The organism is Pseudomonas sp. F-14 TE3623, assembly GCF_053629015.1.
The window spans coordinates 4,598,560-4,618,790 of sequence record NZ_JBRJHM010000001.1 but is presented as its reverse complement, the minus strand read 5'-3'; the positions used below and the strand labels follow the sequence as shown (position 1 = coordinate 4,618,790).

21 protein-coding genes and 1 pseudogene are annotated in these 20,231 nt (G+C 58.6%); 3 read left to right on the top strand and 19 right to left on the bottom strand.

What is annotated here, in order from left to right; translation table 11 throughout:
- Nucleotides 1–9: 9 nt before the first annotated feature.
- From AB7M29_RS21345 to AB7M29_RS21295, 11 genes and pseudogenes are all read right to left on the bottom strand, one after another.
- Nucleotides 10–681 (bottom strand): chemotaxis protein, encoded by a 672-nt coding sequence (locus AB7M29_RS21345; RefSeq protein ID WP_454247866.1) that lies wholly within the window; start codon nt 679–681, stop codon nt 10–12.
- Nucleotides 678–1,219, bottom strand: a pseudogene (gene pilL2 / locus AB7M29_RS21340) (PFGI-1 class ICE element type IV pilus protein PilL2). Before pilL2 ends, AB7M29_RS21345 begins: the two are co-directional and overlap by 4 nt.
- 154 nt (nt 1,220–1,373) lie before the next feature.
- Nucleotides 1,374–2,642: an OprD family porin gene (locus tag AB7M29_RS21335; RefSeq protein ID WP_454247865.1), complete on the bottom strand. Its 1,269-nt coding sequence runs from the start codon at nt 2,640–2,642 to the stop codon at nt 1,374–1,376.
- A gap of 94 nt (nt 2,643–2,736) precedes the next feature.
- Nucleotides 2,737–3,648: an aldose 1-epimerase gene (locus AB7M29_RS21330; RefSeq protein ID WP_454247864.1), complete on the bottom strand. Its 912-nt coding sequence runs from the start codon at nt 3,646–3,648 to the stop codon at nt 2,737–2,739.
- Nucleotides 3,649–3,662: 14 nt separating this feature from the next.
- A complete protein-coding gene (locus AB7M29_RS21325) occupies nt 3,663–4,754 on the bottom strand; it encodes a mandelate racemase/muconate lactonizing enzyme family protein (RefSeq protein ID WP_454247863.1) in 1,092 nt (363 codons plus the stop codon).
- Nucleotides 4,751–5,560, bottom strand: coding sequence for an NAD-dependent epimerase/dehydratase family protein (locus AB7M29_RS21320; RefSeq protein WP_454247862.1), 810 nt, complete (start codon nt 5,558–5,560; stop codon nt 4,751–4,753). Before AB7M29_RS21320 ends, AB7M29_RS21325 begins: the two co-directional genes overlap by 4 nt.
- Nucleotides 5,561–5,602: 42 nt before the next feature.
- On the bottom strand, nt 5,603–6,889 hold the full coding sequence (locus AB7M29_RS21315; RefSeq protein ID WP_454247861.1) for an MFS transporter: 1,287 nt from the start codon (nt 6,887–6,889) through the stop codon (nt 5,603–5,605).
- A gap of 151 nt (nt 6,890–7,040) precedes the next feature.
- Nucleotides 7,041–7,334 (bottom strand): Dabb family protein, encoded by a 294-nt coding sequence (locus AB7M29_RS21310; protein ID WP_454247860.1) that lies wholly within the window; start codon nt 7,332–7,334, stop codon nt 7,041–7,043.
- Between the two features lie 12 nt (nt 7,335–7,346).
- Nucleotides 7,347–8,753 (bottom strand): aldehyde dehydrogenase (NADP(+)), encoded by a 1,407-nt coding sequence (locus tag AB7M29_RS21305; protein WP_454247859.1) that lies wholly within the window; start codon nt 8,751–8,753, stop codon nt 7,347–7,349.
- Entirely contained in the window at nt 8,750–9,214 is a 465-nt protein-coding gene (locus tag AB7M29_RS21300; protein WP_454247858.1) for a nuclear transport factor 2 family protein, read from the bottom strand. The genes AB7M29_RS21305 and AB7M29_RS21300 overlap by 4 nt, the downstream gene beginning before the upstream one ends.
- Complete coding sequence (locus AB7M29_RS21295) at nt 9,214–10,026, bottom strand: RraA family protein (RefSeq protein ID WP_454247857.1); 813 nt, start codon at nt 10,024–10,026, stop codon at nt 9,214–9,216. The genes AB7M29_RS21300 and AB7M29_RS21295 overlap by 1 nt, the downstream gene beginning before the upstream one ends.
- Nucleotides 10,027–10,211: 185 nt before the next feature.
- Here AB7M29_RS21295 and AB7M29_RS21290 point away from each other — a divergent pair, with 185 nt between their 5' ends.
- Together AB7M29_RS21290 and AB7M29_RS21285 are read left to right on the top strand one after the other, a co-directional pair.
- Nucleotides 10,212–11,822 carry an IclR family transcriptional regulator domain-containing protein gene (locus tag AB7M29_RS21290; RefSeq protein WP_454247856.1) on the top strand — a complete coding sequence of 537 codons (1,611 nt, stop codon included), beginning with the start codon at nt 10,212–10,214 and terminating at the stop codon, nt 11,820–11,822.
- A 14-nt stretch (nt 11,823–11,836) separates the two neighbouring features.
- A complete protein-coding gene (locus AB7M29_RS21285; RefSeq protein WP_454247855.1) occupies nt 11,837–12,850 on the top strand; it encodes an alpha/beta hydrolase in 1,014 nt (337 codons plus the stop codon).
- Between the two features lie 99 nt (nt 12,851–12,949).
- On the opposite strand, the gene radC is transcribed toward AB7M29_RS21285, so the two are convergent.
- The 4 genes from radC to AB7M29_RS21265 form a co-directional block, all read right to left on the bottom strand.
- A complete protein-coding gene (radC, locus tag AB7M29_RS21280) occupies nt 12,950–13,444 on the bottom strand; it encodes a RadC family protein (protein ID WP_454247854.1) in 495 nt (164 codons plus the stop codon).
- A gap of 100 nt (nt 13,445–13,544) precedes the next feature.
- Nucleotides 13,545–13,802 carry a hypothetical protein gene (locus AB7M29_RS21275; RefSeq protein WP_454247853.1) on the bottom strand — a complete coding sequence of 86 codons (258 nt, stop codon included), beginning with the start codon at nt 13,800–13,802 and terminating at the stop codon, nt 13,545–13,547.
- 71 nt (nt 13,803–13,873) lie between these two features.
- Nucleotides 13,874–14,455, bottom strand: coding sequence for an STY4534 family ICE replication protein (locus AB7M29_RS21270; RefSeq protein WP_454247852.1), 582 nt, complete (start codon nt 14,453–14,455; stop codon nt 13,874–13,876).
- A 905-nt stretch (nt 14,456–15,360) separates the two neighbouring features.
- A complete protein-coding gene (locus AB7M29_RS21265) occupies nt 15,361–15,702 on the bottom strand; it encodes a helix-turn-helix domain-containing protein (RefSeq protein WP_454247851.1) in 342 nt (113 codons plus the stop codon).
- Between the two features lie 209 nt (nt 15,703–15,911).
- Between AB7M29_RS21265 and AB7M29_RS21260 the strand changes: the two genes are divergently transcribed.
- Nucleotides 15,912–16,169, top strand: a complete 258-nt coding sequence (locus tag AB7M29_RS21260) for a hypothetical protein (protein ID WP_454247850.1) — start codon at nt 15,912–15,914, stop codon at nt 16,167–16,169.
- Between the two features lie 42 nt (nt 16,170–16,211).
- Here AB7M29_RS21260 and AB7M29_RS21255 read toward each other — a convergent pair whose 3' ends face one another.
- The 4 genes from AB7M29_RS21255 to AB7M29_RS21240 form a co-directional block, all read right to left on the bottom strand.
- On the bottom strand, nt 16,212–18,179 hold the full coding sequence (locus AB7M29_RS21255) for a DNA topoisomerase III (protein WP_454247849.1): 1,968 nt from the start codon (nt 18,177–18,179) through the stop codon (nt 16,212–16,214).
- Nucleotides 18,180–18,405: 226 nt separating this feature from the next.
- Complete coding sequence (locus AB7M29_RS21250; RefSeq protein ID WP_454247848.1) at nt 18,406–18,876, bottom strand: single-stranded DNA-binding protein; 471 nt, start codon at nt 18,874–18,876, stop codon at nt 18,406–18,408.
- On the bottom strand, nt 18,873–19,391 hold the full coding sequence (locus AB7M29_RS21245; protein WP_454247847.1) for a DUF3158 family protein: 519 nt from the start codon (nt 19,389–19,391) through the stop codon (nt 18,873–18,875). The genes AB7M29_RS21250 and AB7M29_RS21245 overlap by 4 nt, the downstream gene beginning before the upstream one ends.
- Nucleotides 19,388–20,143, bottom strand: a complete 756-nt coding sequence (locus AB7M29_RS21240; RefSeq protein WP_454247846.1) for a PFL_4669 family integrating conjugative element protein — start codon at nt 20,141–20,143, stop codon at nt 19,388–19,390. Before AB7M29_RS21240 ends, AB7M29_RS21245 begins: the two co-directional genes overlap by 4 nt.
- Between the last annotated feature and the right edge of the window lie 88 nt (nt 20,144–20,231).

Here is a 20,231-nt window from a genome sequence, read left to right as displayed (position 1 = left end):
GATCGCGTCTCAAGGGAGTTGCACGGTCTGGTCTGGCTGAGCGGCCACCGCGAAGATGGCTGAGTTCGGCTCCAGCACTTTTAGGTGCCAGGCCCCGAGCTGCTCACCGCTATGTAGCAGCCGGACATCCATGAGCGAGCGACTGTCATGGGGTGCGACCGCCAGAAAGCGCTCCCCCCCGCGGAACTCGACTCCGAACACTGAGAACGGTGGCGAAAGCGGGGTGGGTTTGGGGCGAGCGGTCTTTTTCGGTTTGGTCGCAGAAGGCGTCGGCGGTGGAGGGAATGGCTTTGTCCTGAGGTCCAGGAGTTGCTGCTCGACCTGCTCAAGGCGTGCGCGCAGCGCGGTCAGGTCTGCCTGGGTGGCGCGGGCTGCGAGACCATCGCGCAGTTCCTGTATCTCTTGCGCCCACTGATCCAACATCGGATCGAGGGTATTGGCCCGTTGCTCACCGGAGTCGACCATCTGTTTTAGGTCTTTCAGCGCGTACTGCAGCTTCTCCTGTGCGTCCTTGAGGGTGTTTGAATCACGTTGCAGGGTATCCAGGGTTTGTCGGTATTGGGTGTTCGTGCTCTGCAGCTCGGCCACGCGCTGATACTGGTTATACAAACCACCGCTCAGCCCGGCGACTGCCAGGCAAAGCAACCCAACAATGAGATTTTGAAACGTCGAGGCTTTCATCGATGTGCCTCCGCCTGATGGGACGGGCCTGGTGTGACCTGCACGATGCCGACATCAGCTTTCTGCTGTTCGAAGCAGACCGAACGGCCGACTTCATCGGTCGTAAGTTGCCAGGCGGGGCTAGCCAGCACTTGTAGCGCGCTGCGCAAAGGGATTGGCCCAAGCCGGTAATGGGCCGCGGGCAGGGGCCGAGTAAAGAGCATCCTCACCGACGCGGTAACGGGGCAGAGCGAATAGCCCGAGCGCTGCAGTACGTACTGCAACGCATCCTGCACGGAAGGGCTCAGGCTGGACGGAATGTTCACTTCAATGATTTGGGCAAGAAGATCGCGTTGTTCCGTGGTGGGCTCGGTGCTGACCAGCGTATAGCGGCCATAACGAAGTTCTGCCGGATGGCCTTCTTCGGTTGTGCCCCTCGAGTGCTGGGCCCGATTGGAGCCACTGCCGATTTCTGGATGAGTCGGCATTGGGGTGGGATTTGCGCGGTGCAGGCGCTCAACAAACCCAGCAGGCAGACAGGCGGGAGAAAACGCTCCATGGAAAAAACCTCGTGTCAGATTCAGTGCAGAACCTGACATGAGGTGAAGGAGCGATTCAGTGATAAAACCGAGTCATGGCTAATCGCTTTACAGGAGAGTTCGACTCATCCTCCATGATTTGCTCTCATGATGGACTTGGGGGCACATCCAAGATCAGAACAGCGCCAATGCATAGGAAACGATAAAGCGATTTTCATCGCGACGTCCTGTCGCATCACCGACCAGTTCGACGTTACGCAATCTGAACGACAGGTCTTTGAAGGTACCGCTCTGGATGGTGTAGGACAGGTCGATGTTGCGTTCCCACTCTTGGCCGTCTTGCCCGGCAACTTTGAAGTTATCGCCGTGGACATAACGTGCCATCGCCACCAGTCCGGGCAAGCCAACGCCTGCGAAGTCGAAGTCGTAACGTGCTTGCCACGAGCGTTCTTGCGCGCGATCGAAACGCAGCACCTGGACTGCGTTGGCCACACCGGGGAGGTCGGTGTCGTGAAGAAAGGGTAAAGCGCTATCGCCCGCGTTGTACTGCAAACCAAAGCGGAATGTTTGTGGGCCCAGATTCGCAGAAAGCAGGGTCGACGCCATGCGACTGTCGAGCTTGCCTGCGAGTTCTTCGCCGGCTTCGCTGGAGGCGAGGTAGTTCACCACAGCGCCGAGATTCCAGGCGCCCGCCGGCTGGTTGAGGGTGGTGGTGTAGAGCGTCTGACGATAAACGTCTTTCAGTTCGCCTTCCCACACGCCAACCGAGGCATTCGGAGTAATCCGCCAGGTTCCCCCCAGGTAGTTGAAGCGGTCGCTTTCTACCGACAGGTAGTTACCTGTCTGCATTTTGCGGCTACCACTGAATTCACGATAGTTGACCGCGCGCATCTGGCCGAGATCGATATCGACCTTGTCGAACTCGCGAACGCTGAGTATGGCACCTTCAAAAAACTGTGGCAGCAGGCGCGCGTCACCGGCAGACACCAGCGGGATTTTCGGGAACAGGCCGCCGACCTTCAGCTCGCTTTCCGATACTTTGATTTTTAGCGCACCGGTCGCCTCGGAATACTCATCAACGGAGCGTGGATCGGCGTTGCGCGGGCCGCCTGCGCGATTGTAGGCGCCGGGGAGCAGGGCCGAGCCACTGCGGTCGGGCGAGGAGTCGAGCTTGATCCCGAGACCGGCATACATGTCCAGACCCAATCCGACCGTGCCTTCGGTGTAACCTGATTCGGCCTTGAGGATGAAGCCTTGCGCCCACTCCTCGATCTTCGATTGAGCCGGAGCTTTTGAATCCCGAAGGTCATGGTTGTAGTAAAAATTGCGCATCAGCATTGAGGCTTTGCTGTCGCTGACGAAATCGGCGTGGGCTGCCAATGGCATGGCGCAGAGTGTCATGCAAAGGGTCATGGAGTGAGGCGATGAGGGTTTGATTTTCATTTTTTATTCTTTTTAGAGATGAGTTGGCTCACCACCCGAGATTCTCGGGCGGGCAGGTTGGCATCAGTTAACGGATGAAGGTCAGGCTGGAAGGTTATCCGGGCCGTTGTAAGGGCTCGATCCATTCGAAACAGAGGTCGGCCGAGAGGCTTTCCCCTGGCGCCACGACTTGGGTGCCGCTCAGTTCTCCTAGCAGCGGCTGCAGGTTGAAACCATCCGCTAGGTGTGAAACCGGCTCGATGCACAGATAAGGCGAACCGGCCGGAGCGAAGACCACCAGATGCGATAGTTCAGGGCTGGCCGTTAGGCGCAGGCGGCCCTGCGGATAGTCGAGATCGACCTTGCCGGTCCATTGCGACAGGTAGTGGGCACAGGTCTCGGATTGCCAGGCCTGACTGTCGAGTTTCATCGCCACGTTACCTTTCCGGTGCTGTCCGGTGCTCAAGTAGTCCGCTGTGATCTGCCATTGGCGGGTACAACTCAAACTGGCTTGCAGTTGCGGGTGAGCGAGGAAATACGGGTGCAGGCCTAAACCGGCCGGCATCGGCGTTTCCCCTTTATTGAACAGTGCAAGCCGGATCTGCAAGCGGCCGCCGCTCAGCTCGAAATGCTGCTCAGCCCGAATCGGCCATGGCCAGTGTGGGCCGCTGTAGTGCAGGCTCAAGCTGGCCTGGGTCGTCGACTGGCTATCGACGTGCCAAGCCAGGGTATGACTAATGCCATGCAAGGTGTGCGGCAAAGCCTGCGGATGGGCGGGCAGCTCGTAGTCCAGACCTTCAAAGTGCAACCGCGCATTGGCGATTCGATTGGAGTACGGGATCAGCGGATAGGCACCGCCCTTGGGCCAGTTCAGTGGGTCCAGAGACTGCGAGGCATCGATCGGCTGCAGAATTTCCAGGGCATGCTTGCGCACTTGCAGGCGACCGATTCGGCCGCCGTGTTCGGGGAGCAATTGCAGGCTCAGTTCGGCGTTTTGCAAAGTCAGTTGCTGAAAACGGGTCGACATTGTCTGCTCCTGATTCACGCGCGACGGAAGCGATCGAAGACGCTTTGATCCATCTGCTGGCCCAGGCCAGTGCCTTGCGGAATCTCGAGCAAATGGCCTTGGCGCATGCCCTGGATGTCGTACAACCAGGCTTGCGGTTCGACGAACAGGTACTCGATCTGTGCAACCTGCTCTTGAGCGACCGCCAGGTGCAAGGTGGCGAGGAAACCGGGGCCAAAGTAAGGGCAGTGTGGCAACACCGGGGTGTTGTAATGCCGTGCGAGTTCGGCAATACGCAAACATTCACTGATGCCGCCGACTTTGGTCACGCTCGGCTGCACCGAGTCGACCGCCCCGGCTTTGAGCGCCTGTTCGAACTGGAAGGCGCTGCACCAGTTTTCACCGGCAGACAGCGAAACCCCTTGGCCGCGCAAGCTGTTCAAGGTCGCGAAATCCTCCGGCGGGAAGATCGGCTCTTCCAGCCAGGCCAGTTGCAGCTCAGCAAGCTTCGGCAACCAGGCTCGGGTATCGGCAATCGACCAGCTGCAGTTCACATCAGTGGACAGCGGTACGTCGTAGCCGATGGCCTGCCGACACTGGGCGATTTCGGCAAGGGTCACTTCATGCAGCTTGATGTCCTTGAAGCCCATGTTCAGTGCCTTGCGGCAGACGTCCGGCGCGACCTCGCCATCGGCGTAGCGCACCAGGCTCGCGTAGGCCGGCACGTGGCTGCGAACCTTCTCGGTAAAGAGACGATGCAACGGCACTCCACGACGCTGGGCCGCCAAATCCCAAAGCGCGATATCCACCCCGGAAATGGCGAACATCGTCACGCCATAACGACCGAACAGATGCAGCTGACGTTGAGTCTTCAGGTTCCAGGCGCCAATGTCCTCGACCGTGCTGCCCTCCAGCACTGGCGCGATCAACCGATCAATGGTGGCCTTGGTAGCATCTGCGGTGAAGTAACCGAACGCTTCACCCCAGCCCACATACCCCTGATCATCCTCGATGCGCACCAGCACGTTTTCCAGCGTGCGCCAGGTGGTGGGCGTGATGCCTTGACCTTTGCCGCCGTCGTGAAAAGGGATTTCGACGATGAAGGTATCAACCTTGCGAATAATCATGCGCACTCCAGGCAACTGGCCAGTGGGCTGACCGCATAGGCACCACCGAGGAAGTCACGACCGGAGCTTTGCGCGCACATGGCGTCGTAGTCGAGGTAGCCGGGGGCGATGAAGTCCTTGGCATTGTCCAGCGGGCGATAGCCCAGCTCCCTGGCCCGGGTATTCTTGAAAAATGGCCGTGGGCTTTCGGAGACCCCGTAAAGCACCTCGAAGCGAATCTGTGGGTGTTCCATGCCGATACGTACCAACTGCGCCAGGTCGCGGGCACTGACCCAGAGGCGCAATCGACGGGCATCGCTGACCAGAGGGTCGGCATTACCGATGCGAATCGCGCAAATCGCCATGTCGTGGCGCTGGGCATAGGTCGCGCAGGACGCCTCGCCAAATACTTTGCTCAGCGCGTAGTAGCTGTCCGGTGCCATGGGCAAATCGTCGAACGACTCGGCGGCGTCAGTGCGATATTGCCCCAGCACGTGATGACTACTGGCGAAGATAAACCGCTTCACGCCTGACTTCTGCGCGGCCTCAAGCAATTGCAGGGTCGCGTTGTAGTTGGTCTTGAGGGTGCTCTCGAAATGGATATCGGTGCCGTGAGCGCAAGCCAGGTGCAGGACGCCGTCGACACCCTCAACCGCTTCGAGAATGTCTGCGGTGCGGGTCAGGTCACCGCAAAAGGTGCTTTCGTTTTCCGCCAGGTCGGTGATCGGCAGGCGATCGAACAGGCGCAGGGCATAGTGCTCGCGCAACAAGGGGCGCAGTGCCTTGCCGACAATGCCTGCGGCACCGGTAATCAGGATGGTTTGCATGTATCGCTCCTCAAATGTGTTTGCGCATTGCTCAGCGAAAGGTCAGGCCGGCGAAAGGGACGGAGTCAAGGATTTCGGCTGGACGACGAAGATCGCCACAATCAGTGCTCCGACAATGCCCAGACCACCGGCCAGAGCGAAGCCGCTGGCATAGGTACCGGAAGTCTGGATGATGAACCCAGTGGCGGTTGGCGCAACGATCCCTGACAGGTTGGCCAGGCCATGCATGAAACCGCCGGCGGTACCGACTTGATGACCCGGTACGGCGTCCTGAATTAGCGACCAATAGGCGGGAGCAGTCAGCATCAGGAAACCGATGGCAACCGTCATGACCACCACGCTTTGTGTCACGTCTTCGACCTGGCCGGTCAGTGCGATACAGCACGCCGCTATCAGCAGGCAGGTCACCAGTACGACTTTGCGCGAGAACAACTGCTTGCCGGTGCGCTTGTAGATGTAGTCGATCAGCACGCCACCACACAGGAAGCCGACAGTCCCCACCAGCCAGGGCAGCGAGGTGACGATGCTCATGGACTTCAGATCGATGCCTTTGGCGTCGATCAGATAGCTGGGGAACCAGGTCATAAAGAAGTACAGGATGTAGTTGTAGCAAAACAGCGACACGCCGGTAACCAGTACTGAGCGCTGCATAATGATTTCCAGCACCGGCGTACGTGGCGCTTCAGCGGCGGTCATAACCGGGACCTCGCGTTCGGCGTTTATCAGGGCAATTTCTTCAGCGCTGACTTTCGGGTGCTCCTGGGGCGTTGAGGTTGCCATGCGGAACCAGCAGACCGCCCAGATCAGTCCCATCACAGCCATCACGATAAAGGCCGCGCGCCAGCCCAGCCAAAGAGCGAGGAAACCGACAATCGGCCCAGCCAATGCACCGCCCAGAGGGCCGCCCGCCTGGTTAATGCCAATGGCGCGCGCCCGTTCCTTGATCGGGAACCAGTTGTTAACGGTTTTGTTGGCAGTGGTGGATACCGGGCCTTCACCCACACCGAACAGCGCGCGAACGATCAGCAGCGACCAGAAGTTGAAGGCTAGTGCGGTCAAACCGCAGAGGATCGACCAGCCGCTCATGGCGTAGGTGAGTACGCGCTTTGGTCCGTAGCGGTCGGCCAGATAACCGCCGACGAAGCAGAACAGCGCATAACCGATGAAGAAGCTGCTGAAGATCATGCCCTTTTCAGAAGGCGTGAGGTGGTATTCCTGGGTGATGAAGGGCATTGCGATGGACAGGGCAGCACGGTCCACGTAGTTGATGATCATGGCGATGAACAGCATCGTCAGGATCGTCCAGCGGTAGTTTTTTTTCTTGTGCATGTTGAAATCTCCGGCCGGCATCTGGAGCATGCCGATTATTGTTTTTGTAGTGTTCGTTCGATCAGCTAGGCGGACGTTCTTTTTGAGAACGCCCGTTTGAATCAGCCTCCATTCGGTGAAAACCGATGAGAGCTCTGGCGCCGTTGATAGGTCAGTCGCTGTAATCGATGGCAGCCCATTCAAAGTATTTTTTCAGCTCCGCCACCAACGCCATGTGGGCAGGGTGGGGCAGGTATCGCTGGACCGCTTCGGCATCGTCGAACGTGGCTTCGAGCAGGTAGTCCCAGCAGATCGGGCGGTCCAGCTCGTTGGCTGAGACTTTCCAGTCGCGAACGAAATCGATGTCCTTTTCCAGGCTGTGCATCCACTGGACCAGGCGAGCTTCGAGTTCATGGTCGGTGCTTACGTCGGGCAGACGACGGAACATCACAATGTGTTTCATCATGCTGTTCGCTCCTTATTCTTCGAGTGCCCAGGCCGGTGCGTCTTGCAGTGCCAGCGGTCGCAAAAAGCGTTGCAGAGCGGCATAACCGACCGATGTGGTTTGCGGCTGGGTCGACGCCGGCCATGGGCCGCCATGTTGTTGCGCGTGAGTCACGGCAACACCGGTCGGCACGCCGCTGAACAACACCCGACCGGCAATGCGTCGGGCAGCGCGGTACAAGCTTCGGGTCGGCTCGTCGGGGTTGTCGAAACCCCAAAGAGTGGCCGTCAATGTGCCGCCAATCGCTTCAAGTACTTCGATCGCTTGCTCAATGGAGGCGACTTTTACCACTGCGGCTGCGGGGCCGAAGACTTCTTCGCGTAGTGCGGCGTTATCGATAAATGCCTGCGCCGCTATTTCGAACAGTTGTGGCGCCGGGCCTTGGCCGTTGGCTTGAGGCGTAAACAGTGAGTGCGCGGCACTGGCCTGTTCCAGGCTGGCAATGCCGTGATCAAACCCGCGACGCATGCTCGGAGTCAGCATGGGATGCGTTGGCAAAGGTTGCAAAGCGTCTGCCAGTTGCTTGATGAAACGCTCGCTGGCGGGGTGCTCCAGCAACACGATCACACCAGGGCTGGTGCAAAACTGACCACAGCCCATGGTGATTGAGCCAGCCAGCGTTTTGGCCAGATGTTCACCGTCACGTTCGAGAATCTGCGGAAGGGCCACCAGTGGGTTAATAGAACCCAGTTCACCAAAGAAAGGAATCGGTCGGGGTCGCTCGTTGGCCGCTTTCCACAGTGCGCTGCCGCCTTGGAAGGAACCGGTAAAGGCCACTGCGGCAATCTGCGGATGTTCCACCAAGTGAACTCCAACGGCCCGCGAAGCGCCTTCGACCAGCCCTAGAAGACCTTGCGGTAAACCTTGTTTGGTGAGTACGCCAAGTGCGACCTCATACACGGCGCGCGACAGTTGTGGATGGCCAGAATGGGCTTTGATCACCACTGGGCAACCTGCGGCTAGTGCGGATGCGGTATCACCTCCGAGCACCGAGAAGGCAAAGGGGAAATTGCTTGCGGAAAACATCGCCACCGGTCCAAGCGGCTCGGATACGCGGGTCAGCCGTGGCCGACCGACTGGAGGTGGCGCCGCGACTGCTTGATCATCGACACGGGCATATGGCACGCCACTCATGACTTCGGTGGCGAAGCCGCGGAGCTGGTAAACCGTGCGGGCAACTTCTCCGGTCAAACGCGCTGTGCCCAGGTGGGTTTCCTCGTCGGCCAGTGCAATCAATGGCGTTTGACCGGTTTCCAGCGCTGCGGCCAGACCTTCGAGCAGTGTTGCGCGAACCTGGGGGCTGGATTGTGCCCAGAATGTCGCTGTGTCGGCGGATTGAGCGACCACTTGGTCGATCCGAGTCAGCTCTGACGTGCTCATTTCAAGCCTCCATCGAGAGGGTTGAGGTGGTAGCCCCGCGCTTGATAGTCGAAGTCCACCAGTTCATTGATGGAGACTTCCTTGTCAGCAGGCGAGGCGTAGTAAGCCCGAATCTCTTTGATCAGTCCGCTGTGCGGGTCAAAGATGTACCACTCATCCCCACGCAAGGCGGTACCGAGCTTGCCTTTCCAGTGGGTCCATTCGATCACCGCTTCGTGGCTGTCGTGGCTGACCAGGATTTTTTCGATGGTCCACTGCGAGCCCAGATTCTCCACGCACCAGACCCACTTGGCGGCGATGGTTTTGGCGCTGCGCCAAGGGATTTCCGGCAAACCAGCGGGGAAGTAGTGCACGGCGTCCGGAGTGAAGCAGGCCACCAGTTCATCGTGATCGGCGGCATTGCAGGCGGCGAAGTAACGACGGATCAGGGCGGCGTATGGATGTTCGGTGGGGGCTGACATCAGTTGCCCTCCTGCTGAGCGATGATGCTCGGGATAGGTTTGCGACCGTCAGCGATCCAGGCATGGTAAGCGGCGATGGCCTCCGGGCCTGGCGGATAAACACCCCACAAGGCTTCGCCAGAGGCGATGCGCATGGCCAGGTAATTTTCCAGATCGTCTTGAACCGAGCAGTACTCGGCCAGCTCCTCAGCGAGGTGGGCGGGAACCACGGTGATGCCATCCGCATCGCCGACAATGACATCGCCCGGGTACACCGCGACGCCTGCGCAGCCAATAGGCACCTGCAAGTCCGCGACGTGGTGGTAAGAAATACGGGTGGTTGCGGTGATTTCCCGGGCATAGGCGGGTAGCGGCAGGGCGGCTATTTCGCTGCCGTCGCGCAGGGCTCCGTCGGTGATGATTGCCTTGGCGCCGCGAGCCAGCAGGCGGGTTACCAGAATGTTGCCGGCCGAGGCTGCGCGCGGATCATTTTGGCTGTCGATGACCAGTACATCCCCGGGCTGAATCTGCTCTACACCCTGCCATTGCAGGTTGTCGCCATTCGGCTTGGTGGTCATGGTGCCGTAGGTGTCGATGTCTTCCCGTGCCGGGATGAACCGCATGGTGTAGGCGCGCCCGGCGAAGGGTTTGATGTTTTTGCTCAGGGCCCTCAGGCCGACCAGTGCTGGCTGACGGAAACCGAGTTTGAACAGTTGGGTGGTCAGCGAGCCGCTGCTGCAACCGGCGAGCATGGTCAGCACTTCATCGCTGACCGTTACCTTGCGGTTCGCGGAATTGTCATACGCGTCAGCGTATTGGTGGATCTGCGTCATTCTTGTTCTCCTGGCTCAGTCATGCAGCTCAAATGCGGCGCGCATTTGGATGGTTATTCCCGCAATTTGGGACTTTGTTTCGGTGTTTGGTCTCAGGTTGGATTCGATGCTAAGACTTAATTGACTCGCGGAAAACGACGTTTATTCTGCGCAGACCGGTTTGTTCCAACGAGTGGGAATTTCTGATGACTACGTCCTCCGACGGCACTGGCGCCCTCGAAAAAGCCATGGATGTGCTTGAAGCCATTGGCTCAAAACCTGACGGCCTGTCCCAGGCCGATCTCGGTGCCCAACTGGGTCTGCCACGCACCACGCTGTACCGGATCATTGCCAGCTTGATCGAGCGCGGCATGATTCGACGCGATCCGCTGCGTAAGGTTTATCGGTTGGGGTTCCGCTATTTGGAACTGGTGCGCAACGCCTACCTCATGCCGGATCTGGTGGCCGCCGCCAGTTTCGAGTTGCGCTCGCTACGCGACTTGACCGGCGAAACGTCCTATCTCGCGGTACTCGATGGCAATCAGGTGATGTCGCTGGAGCGTTGTGACGGGGCGCATACACAGCGCTCGGCCGCTGCATTGGGTCAGAGTAAGCCTGTCTATTGCACGGGGCAGGGCAAGGCGATATTGGCGGCGCTGGACGAAGTCAGCCGCGAAGAAATTCTCAAGGGGCTGACCCTCACCGCGCTTACCCCGCTGACCATCATTGACCGGCGTCGCTTGCACACCGAACTGAAGATCACCCGGGCCCGCGGTTATGCCATCGACGATGAGGAAATAGTGCTGGGGGTACGCTGTGTCGCTGCCGCCATCCGTGATAACGCAGGCAAGGTTCGCGGCGCACTGAGTGTCGCCGGCCCCGCTTACCGGCTGACCCTCGATCGTCTTGAATTGTTGGGCCCGGAACTGGCCGATGCGGCGCGGCGGGTGGGGGCGCAGTTGAGTGAGTCCAGCGTGCGCATCGCCGACAGTGAAGTCGAGTTGGTGGAGGGCGCCTGGTCATTCAATGGCGCTTTTCCCCGTTGGTGTGAAGCGAGCCAGGGACTTTATTGGGCGGACACCCTGGCCCCGGCAATCTGGGTGCTTGATGCGCAGGGTGAACGAATCTTTGCCCGACTCGACGCCCCGATCTGCGCCATGGAACTGCATCGCGATGGTTTGCTGATCGCCCATGCCAACGGTTGGTCGCTGCTCGACAAGCAAGGGCAAGAACATCCTTTGGTCAACTGGCCCGGCAAGCACCTGCTTGGCCTGGCCAGTCATCCCTCTGGCGCTCTTTGGGCTTGTCGAAGCAACGCCGGCGGCTGCACGCTCGGTGAGCTGGATACCCAAGGCGAATTGCGCTCGGCATGGCAATTTCAGGAGCGCATCAGTGCGTTTTGTTGGGATACCAAAGGCGAGTCGTTGTTTGCCGTGGGGCCGGACTCCGGCACCTTGTTTGTCATGCAGGCGGGTTCAAGCTCGGTGCGACGGTTCGCGTCTCTGCCCAAAGGCTCGGGACGCTTGAGCGGCTTGGCGCTGGATGATCAGGGAGGCGTGTGGACGACCTTGCGCGATGGCTGGAGCCTGATGCGCTTCAGCGAAGACGGTGGGCTCGACCGGACGATCGGTTTACCGGTGCCAAGCCCCACTGATCTGGCTTTTGCCGGGCCGAACAAAGACATCTTGTACATCACCAGTTCACGTCACGACCTGACCATGGAAACCCTGGGCAACGCCTCTGCGTCGGGGCGTCTGTTTCGTGTTCGACCAGAGCTGACCGGTTTGGTGGCCAGGCGCACCGAGTGGTGTAGTTAAAAGAACAGCCGCACATGACCCCCTCACTCATTACACAGGCCATCCGTCCCATGAGCGTGTCTCAAAGCGATCGTTACTCTCTTTCTCCCGAGATGCGGGAGTTTGTGCGCGTCAACCAAGGCTTTGCACCAGCCGACGCCAGCCTCAACGCCAGACGCGAGGCGTTTCTGCGAGGTTGTCGGCATTTCACCCCGGTCAAACCTCAGGGGCTGCAGATCACCGACACAGCGCTTGGCAATCTGCCGGTCCGTCTTTACAAGCCTTCGGGCATGGCCCCAAAACCAGCCTGGCCGGTACTGCTATATTTGCATGGCGGCGGCTGGGATCTAGGCAACCTGGATACCCACGACTGGTTTGTTTATGCGCTGGCTAAACGGCTGAACCTGGTTATTGTCGCAGTGGCTTATCGGTTGGCGCCCGAGTATCCCTATCCCGCCGCCCTGGACGACAGTCTGACGGTCTGGAAGGCCTTGCGGGCCGGCGAGTTGGGGGGCGATTTGAGTCGCGAACAGCTCGTGGTCTGTGGCGATAGTGCCGGAGGTACGTTGGCAGCGGGACTGTGCATGACGTTACGTGACAAGGGCGAGCTGCAGCCTCTGGGGCAGGCCTTGGTTTATCCCGTATTGACCACCGAAACCTTCCAGCCTTCGGCGACCCTCTATGCCGACGCGCCGTTGCTGTCGAATACGGGGCTAGAAGGTTCTTTCGAACGCTACCTCCCCAATGTTCAAATGCGTAGCGAGGCATCGGCAATGCCGCTGATGGCCCACAACTTTAGAGGGCTCGCACCGGCTTTCATTGGTGTCGCCGAGTTCGACATTCTACGTGACGAAGGTTACGCCTACCGGGATGCACTAGAGGCTGACAATGTTCCAGTCAGTCTTTACCTGGGGAAGGGGTTACTACACGGCAGTCTGCGTGCGCAGGGTGTCGAGCAAGTGGAGACTTTTTACGACGCATTGGCACAGTCAATTTCAACGTTTCTAGCGAACGCACATGACTCCATTAAGGGGACGTCAATCGGTTGAGATCTCGGTTGAGATCAGCTCTGATCTCAAGAGAGGGCAGTTCATAGTGAATCTCCGGACCACGAAAATGAACAAGGCGCCCGAAGGCGCCTGTAAGGGTTAAAGCCAGCCATGTTCGGCAAGGGAGAGAGGGCGACCTTCACCTATGATGAAGTGATCGAGTACGCACACTTCGATCAAGGCCAAGGTCTCTTTCAGCCGTGCGGTCAAGACGCGATCCGCCTGGCTGGGTTCTGTACAACCTGAGGGGTGGTTGTGAACAAAAATGGTGGCCGCAGCGTTATGCGCTAGGGAACGTTTGACGATTTGGCGGGGGTAAACGCTGGCCCCATCAATGCTGCCGTGAAAGAGGACTTCGAATGCCAACACCCGGTGCCTGGCATCGAGAAAAATCACACCGAAGACTTCATGCTCTTGTCGCGCAAGATGCAGTTTTAGGTATGAGGCCACAGCGTCAGGCGACGTCAGGTTAGGGCCGCGGGTGAACAGCCGACGATCCAGAATATGCAGCGCTTCGTCGATCACTCGGTCTTCTTGAACAATGCGATCAACCTCGAAATCCGAGGTCTCAATCAGTGTGAGTTGGGTGCTCATGGTGGTACCTCCGAAGGGAACCATCAGGGGTACACGCCCGAGGGGAGCGGTGTCCCCGAGGAGGGTGTGGAGTTGTGGGTGTTAGCCGATAGCGCGGTGTTTACAGCCGAGTAAATCGGTGGCGTTGACCGTGTAGAGGGGAGCCACAGCCGTCGCAGGGCAATGGTGAAAAGACTTCAATTCCCCAGTCGGTTTCGGGATCGAAGTCGGCACTGATGGGCAGCAACCGAACCAGTCCTCGATGGATACCGGCGATGCGTTTCTCGATTTCATCCGTCGTGTAGTAGAGCGATAACGTGCTGTAGTCCTCGTAAGCCGCAGCGAACAGGCAGTCGTCACAAAGCCAGAAGGATTCCATGAGGGTTCTCCTGTGCAGATAGAAGAAAAGGCGCTCGACGGAGCGCCTTGTTGAGGAACATCGTGGACTGTTCAGGTGGACTGAACGGTACGGGTGGCATCGCGGCGGGCCGTGCGCGGAGTGGGTGGAGATTCAGGTTCGACCCGAGCCTCTATTGGGTTTTCGGTCCCCTCAGCTTCGGTATCAGCCGATGGTGGGGATGGCTCACTGTTTGGCGCTTGCTCAGCAGGTGCTGTTGCTTCCTGCCTGGCGGGCGCTCTGTATTCGAACGTGCCGTTGACCTTGATCCAGTCAATGAACAGCAAACGACCTTTCAGGCTGGCGCCCGGTTGACCTTGTTTATCGCCTTTCTCGTAGAGAAACGGATCGATCCACAGGTCGCCGATACGGAACGACAGCAAGACCTTTTTCTCGTCGTTGACGGCGTCCATATAGAGACGAATCAAACGCTCAGCTTCGCCCCCAGCGATTTTGCAGTCGAAACGGGTGTACTCCACTGCATCGGTGGCACCGTGCAGGGCGGCGATATCGCAGGCCATGAATGGCTGGCCGCGGCGGACTTGTACTTCACGAACACGGTTGAGGTAGCCGATACCGACGGTGTGCAGATTGAAGTATGTAGTTGCTTCTTGGGAGTGGTTGGCGTGGGCCATGGTGGTTCTCCTGTTTCAAGGGAAAACGGCGACGCACTGTCCCTGATGGGGAAGTGAGCCCCCGTCAGGGTGGGTAAGGTGAAGGCGAGCGATGAACGACTCGTCACCGGCAAGCCGATGACGATCAGAACGATGCGTCTGGGGGAATAGCGGTGCAGCAGAAGAAAATCCGCGGTAGTGGTCCGCGAACTTGCGGTAGTGGGCATTCATCACCGCTGAAGCGGTAACCGTGCGAGCTTCCGAACGCTGATCGCACTTGGGTAAACCACCACAAATGTGGCGTAGCCTTGAAGGTTCAAGCTACCTGGGCTGGGCTGTCAACGACAGCGAACCACGCCCTTTGTATAAGCCTGTCACAGGGGAGCGTCAAGGCGCTGCAACCCGATTTTTTGCGCCTGGAATACAGTGGCAATCACTGGAATGAAGAAAATGAAGAGTGGCCTGGCGGGGCGCCAGGCGAGGAACAGAAAAGCCACCTTTGACGGTCATACGCAGTCGACATGCTCCTCGCAAAGCCTGGTTTAACTGCGCCCTGATTCGTCAACCAACCCTTGTCGTGGCCTGGGTTGGAACATGCTGGCACGCATCCGCGCACAAAGGGTGCCCAGTGTTTCCCCGGCAGGCTCCGGGACTGAATACGATCACCGAAGCGGATGACCGCTACTGCCTGGCAGAGGCAACAGTGGTCATCCGCCGCGACGATCTGGTCGAGCACAAATTGGGAACGACATCCCGCAGAAGAGAAGGCTCCGAACTCTAAGAGTTCGACCGAGCTGCCCGGAGCGAATCGGTCTTGGGTCGCCGTTGGCGATGATCCTGCGGCACTACAGCAGAGAGGGTGGGACGACGTCAAGGCAGAGGGCGTCCCCCTCAGCAGCCCCTATATCGAATGCGAGCGAATGAGCTCATTTGTTGGCGAGATGAGCAGCCAACTGTTCGACGGTTGCCAGGATAAAGGCACGGTCGCTTTCTTTCAGACCGCTCAGCAGACCTGCGATCATCTGGCCCTGGTCATTGGGACGATTGCTCGACTCCGTCAGCAGTTCATCCATCCGGCAGTCGAAAATGTCCGCCAGTTGCATCAGCTTGACTACGGAAAGCTCCACCACACCCCGCTCCAGGCGCGAGATGGCTTCGCTACCAATCCCCAAGCGTTCAGCCACCTCTTCCTGGGTCAGATTACGCGCGGTGCGGTGCTTCGCGATCATGCGCCCGATTTGGGCTTGGGTTGAATGTGTATGTGCCAAGTGATGAGTTCTCCAGTTCAACCCGAATGGTTGAGCAAAGACCCATTGACATGAACATCCTTAACGGTTGAGTATCGACTTTTAAGGTTGTTATATTGGCTGAAATCGCTGTGTAATGCGACGTGGCTTCTATTCCTCCAGGAATCAGAGTCCAGGGTGGTCAGTGAGAATGAACGGTCTGATAGGGCCAAGCTGAGGGATGGTTGAGCATGGAAGAGAAGAGCGAGAACGTCATGGATCTGATCTGGGATCGAACACTGGAGCTGTTCATCAAGATTCATGATTGCCCTGATAACCCCGAGCACTTCGACAGTCTTGTCCATTGGCTGAACGAAGATCCTGCACACCTGCAAGCCTTCAATGAATTGGGGCAGATCTGGATGGCTGCAGGCATTGCTTTGGCCCGTGAAATTGGACAACCCTTGAGCGATTTGGAGAGGGATCAGCCGTCGCTGATGATGCACTGACCCGTACATCACCCAGTACTCATGTCGATCTCCAGTGGAGCCTCATGGGCGACGTGTATCTTTTCTGGTCTTCACCGTGCCCTTGCAGTCCGGGTAGTGGGCGCATGACCAGAACGGCCCTGATTTCCCCTTTCTCCTGAGCATTGAGGCGTTGCAAATGGGGCAGGTCCGGCCGGCTTCGACAGGTACCGCCAAGGTGAGTGCGCCACAGTGTTCGACCAGTTGCGCAATCCAGTTCGCCTGCTTGGCGACGAATGCCTCCAGGGACAGGCGTCCCGCTTCGATTTCGTCTAGGGCCTGTTCCCAGATCGCGGTCATACCTGGATCTGCGATTGCAGCGGGTACCGCCTCAATCAGGGTATGGGCCGCGGCGGAAGCCATTAAGGCACGTTTTTTCTTCAGCAAATAACCGCGATCAATCAACCCCTTGATGATACTGGCTCGCGTGGCTTCGGTGCCGATACCGGTGGTGTCCCGAAGCTTCTGTTTCAGGCGTGGGTCATTGACCAGCTTGGCCACATTTTTCATGGCCTTTATCAGATCGCCCTCAGTGAGTGGTTTGGGAGCGGCAGTGCGCATGGACTTGAGTTCGACGTCGTTCACTGCGCACTGAGTACCCTGTTGCAAGACGGGCAATACTTGGGACTTGTGACTGGGCTCATCCTCTTCGGTATTTTCGCAGAGCAAGACTTTCCAGCCCTGGACCAGGATCTGTTTGCCAACAGCGGTCAATCGTTCTTCGCCACACTCCAGTTCGACCTGGGTCCGATCAAACTCATGATGCGGAAGAAATTGTGCGAGGTAGTGGCTACGGATCAGTTCGTAGACTTGGCGTTCTTGTTCAGACATCCGCGCAAGGTTCGCCGGCTCGGAGGTGGGGATGATGGCGTGGTGCGCGGTGACCTTGGCATCGTTCCACACGCGGGAATGCCGTGATCGATCGAGTCTTCCCAATGCGGGCTGAAGCGCGGGATCCGTTTTGAGCAGGGCATCGAATACTGCGGGTACCTCGTTGAACATACTCTCTGGCAAATAGCGGCAATCGCTGCGCGGATAGCTGGTGGCTTTGTGGGTTTCATACAGGGCTTGAGCGATGTTCAGGGTTTCCTGAGCGCCGAGTCCCAGCTTGCGTGAGCAGACTTCTTGCAGTGTGCTCAGGTCGAAGGGCATGGGCGGCGCTTCGCGGAAATGCTCAGTCTGCAGCGAGAGTACTGTGGCGGTCTTACCGCTAGAGATCGCTTGGACCGTCTGACTGGCAAGCGCCTGCTGCAGGCAACGGCCCGCCTCATCCCGTCCTGAGCGTGGCGGTAACCACGACGCAATGAATCGCTGGCCCATCGACGATAGGTGCACTTCAACGTTCCAGTAAGGTACCGGGACGAAGCTGGCAATCGCACGATCCCGATCGACTACCAGACGTAAAGTGGGTGTCTGGACGCGTCCAACCGACAATACTCCGTCGTAGCCCGCCCGCCGACCAAGAAGGGTAAACAAACGACTCAGGTTCATGCCGATCAGCCAGTCGGCGCGGTTGCGGGCGAGGGCTGAGTGGTACAGCGGGAAGGTCTCCTGGCCAGACTTTAGTGAGGACAGTGCTTTGCGAATCGATGCCTCATTGAGTGCGGACAACCAGAGGCGCTGCACGGGGCCTTGATACTTGCAGAGCTCCAGTAACTCACGGGCAATCATTTCACCTTCGCGGTCGGCGTCGGTGGCGATGACGACGGTGCTGGCTTCACTGAGCAGGCGTTTGATGATTTTGAACTGTGCCGCAGTTTTGGGTTTGACCTCGACCTGCCACTGCGCGGGAATGATCGGTAGATCATCCAACGACCAACTCTTGAATTGCTCGCCATAGGCTTCAGGCGATGCTGTCTCCAGCAGGTGGCCGATACACCAGGTGACGGTTGTCTCTGTGCCGATCAGGCAACCATCACCACGCCGAGTGGCCCCGAGTACCTTGGCGATGTCACGACCTTGGGAAGGTTTCTCGCAGAGGAAGAGGCGCATAGAACGGCTCCAAATTGAGTTCGGAGCAGCGTTGTTGGAAACAGCGTTGGCGAGATATGAGAAACCTGAATGGCAGGTTCCTCATATTAATCGGTGAGGACCGGCTTAATCGGTCCGAGGCCGCTAGCCGGTTGTAGCATGGGCAACAGGGTGGGGCCTCACGAGCAGCGAGTAAAAACAGCCCAGCAATTTCGCGCAAAGGCGCAATTTTTATGCCTGAAATCTGTCAGTCCGACGGTGGCGGCCCTCTGCGTTTTTTGGGTTTCGATGTAGGTGAGCTGGCCTGCTCTGTGTTTTGCCCGACGTGTGCCGCAGATGCCGCTGGTTCACTGGAGCGTTCGCGCATGACCACGCTGTGCACCCGGTGAGGCAGCATGCCGACTCGACGGGCCTCGATCTTGAAGGTGACCCGCGCATTGTCTTCGCTGTCCTCCCACTCATCGCGTACGGTGCGGCCTTCGACCAGCACGCGCATGCCTTTCTGGTATAGCGTGCTCCAGTGCTCAGCTTCGCGGTGCCAGAGTTCAACCGGCGCCCAGTAGCCGCCTCGATCTTCATAGCTGCCCTCGCGTGGCACGGGGTTGTCGAAGTACACATTCAGCCGTAGCAAACGCCGTGGCTCGTCATTGCCTGATGGAAACTCCTGGAACTCTGGCGCACTGCCGATATTGCCTTCGCCGACAAAAAAAGTACTCATCCTGATACCTCCACTGCGGTTGTGAGTTGGCGCAGTAACCGTTCGGCACTGGCCATTTTGATCGCGCAGGTTGATGCCTGGCGGTAGAGCGAATGCACCACGCTCATCTGTAGGTTCAGTGCAATGCGCTCGCATTCGAATTGGTGCAGTCCCTCGCGCACGACCTGCGGTAGGGTTTTGTTGCTCATCTGGCGTTCCCAGACGGCAACCCCCATACGGGCGAAGTCGCGGGTACGCCAACGCAAAAAGGTGCTGCCCGCGCTGGTGTTTTGCAGCACCAATCGAATATCCAGCAGTGAGTAAGGGGGCTGTCCGGTCTGCTGCACCACAGCCTCCATCAGGCGACATAACTGCGCCTCGATTTCCCTCGCCACCTGCGCTAGGTGCTCCAACTCCCCCTTACCCTTAAAGGGCTTTAAAAGGCCTTTTAGGGAGGCAGCATGTTCGAGCTGTCGATAGTCATCCGGTGTCAACGCTTCTAGGCGTATCGGCTGAGCCTGGATCATTGGACTCATGCTTCGTCCTCCGACTCATCCACTGTCGCAGAGGGCTCTCCCGCGTCCTCTGCCAACGCGTCAGCGTCATCCACTGCCACAGCACCACGACGAATGATCGGTGGCGCAAACTGGGAGCGGCGATGACCCTCAAGGATGTCCATGGGGGGTAAACCCAATTTATCAATGGCTGCCAGGGCACGGGCGTTGTTCGCCGCCATGTCATCACGCGTGACGCCGGCATGCCGATAGCGCTGTGCCTGGCCGAACAGGCTGCGCAGCAGATGGGCACCGTCGTCGATCCAGGCTTCCATGTCCCTGCGACCGATCAAGGCGGTGTGATGGGTCAATAGGGTCCGACGCACCAGGGTGTCGTAGTCGGTCAACAGGTAGACCGCCAGAAAACCCAGCTGGCTGCCGATGTACAACGGCAAGGTGACGGGGTGGATGTTGAGGTTGTCGCCCATGTCGATCTGGGTCGGCAGCTCTTGTCTGATCCGATCCAGCTGTTGGGTCAGTTCCAGCATCCCGGCCTTGGCCTGCATTAGTTTTTCTTCGAGTTGCACGATGGCCCAGTCGGCATAGGGATCGTCCTGCGCCGCGGTTTGTTTGATCAAGTTGGTGACACTGATGTAGCCGGCCATGCCCATGATCGAGTGGACGCCTTCGCGTGCGGCCCGACCTTGCCAGATGCGGGCGGCGTGGTGAGTGTGCAGGGTCAGGGTGATGCTGCTGCGCAATGAACCCAGGTTGAGTTGGTAGTGATCGGCCACGGTGTTGTCCTCGCATAGACTTGGATGGGAACGTTGCGACAGATGAGGGTCAAGGGCAGCCAAAAAGCTGAATGCGGTCTGTTCGGTT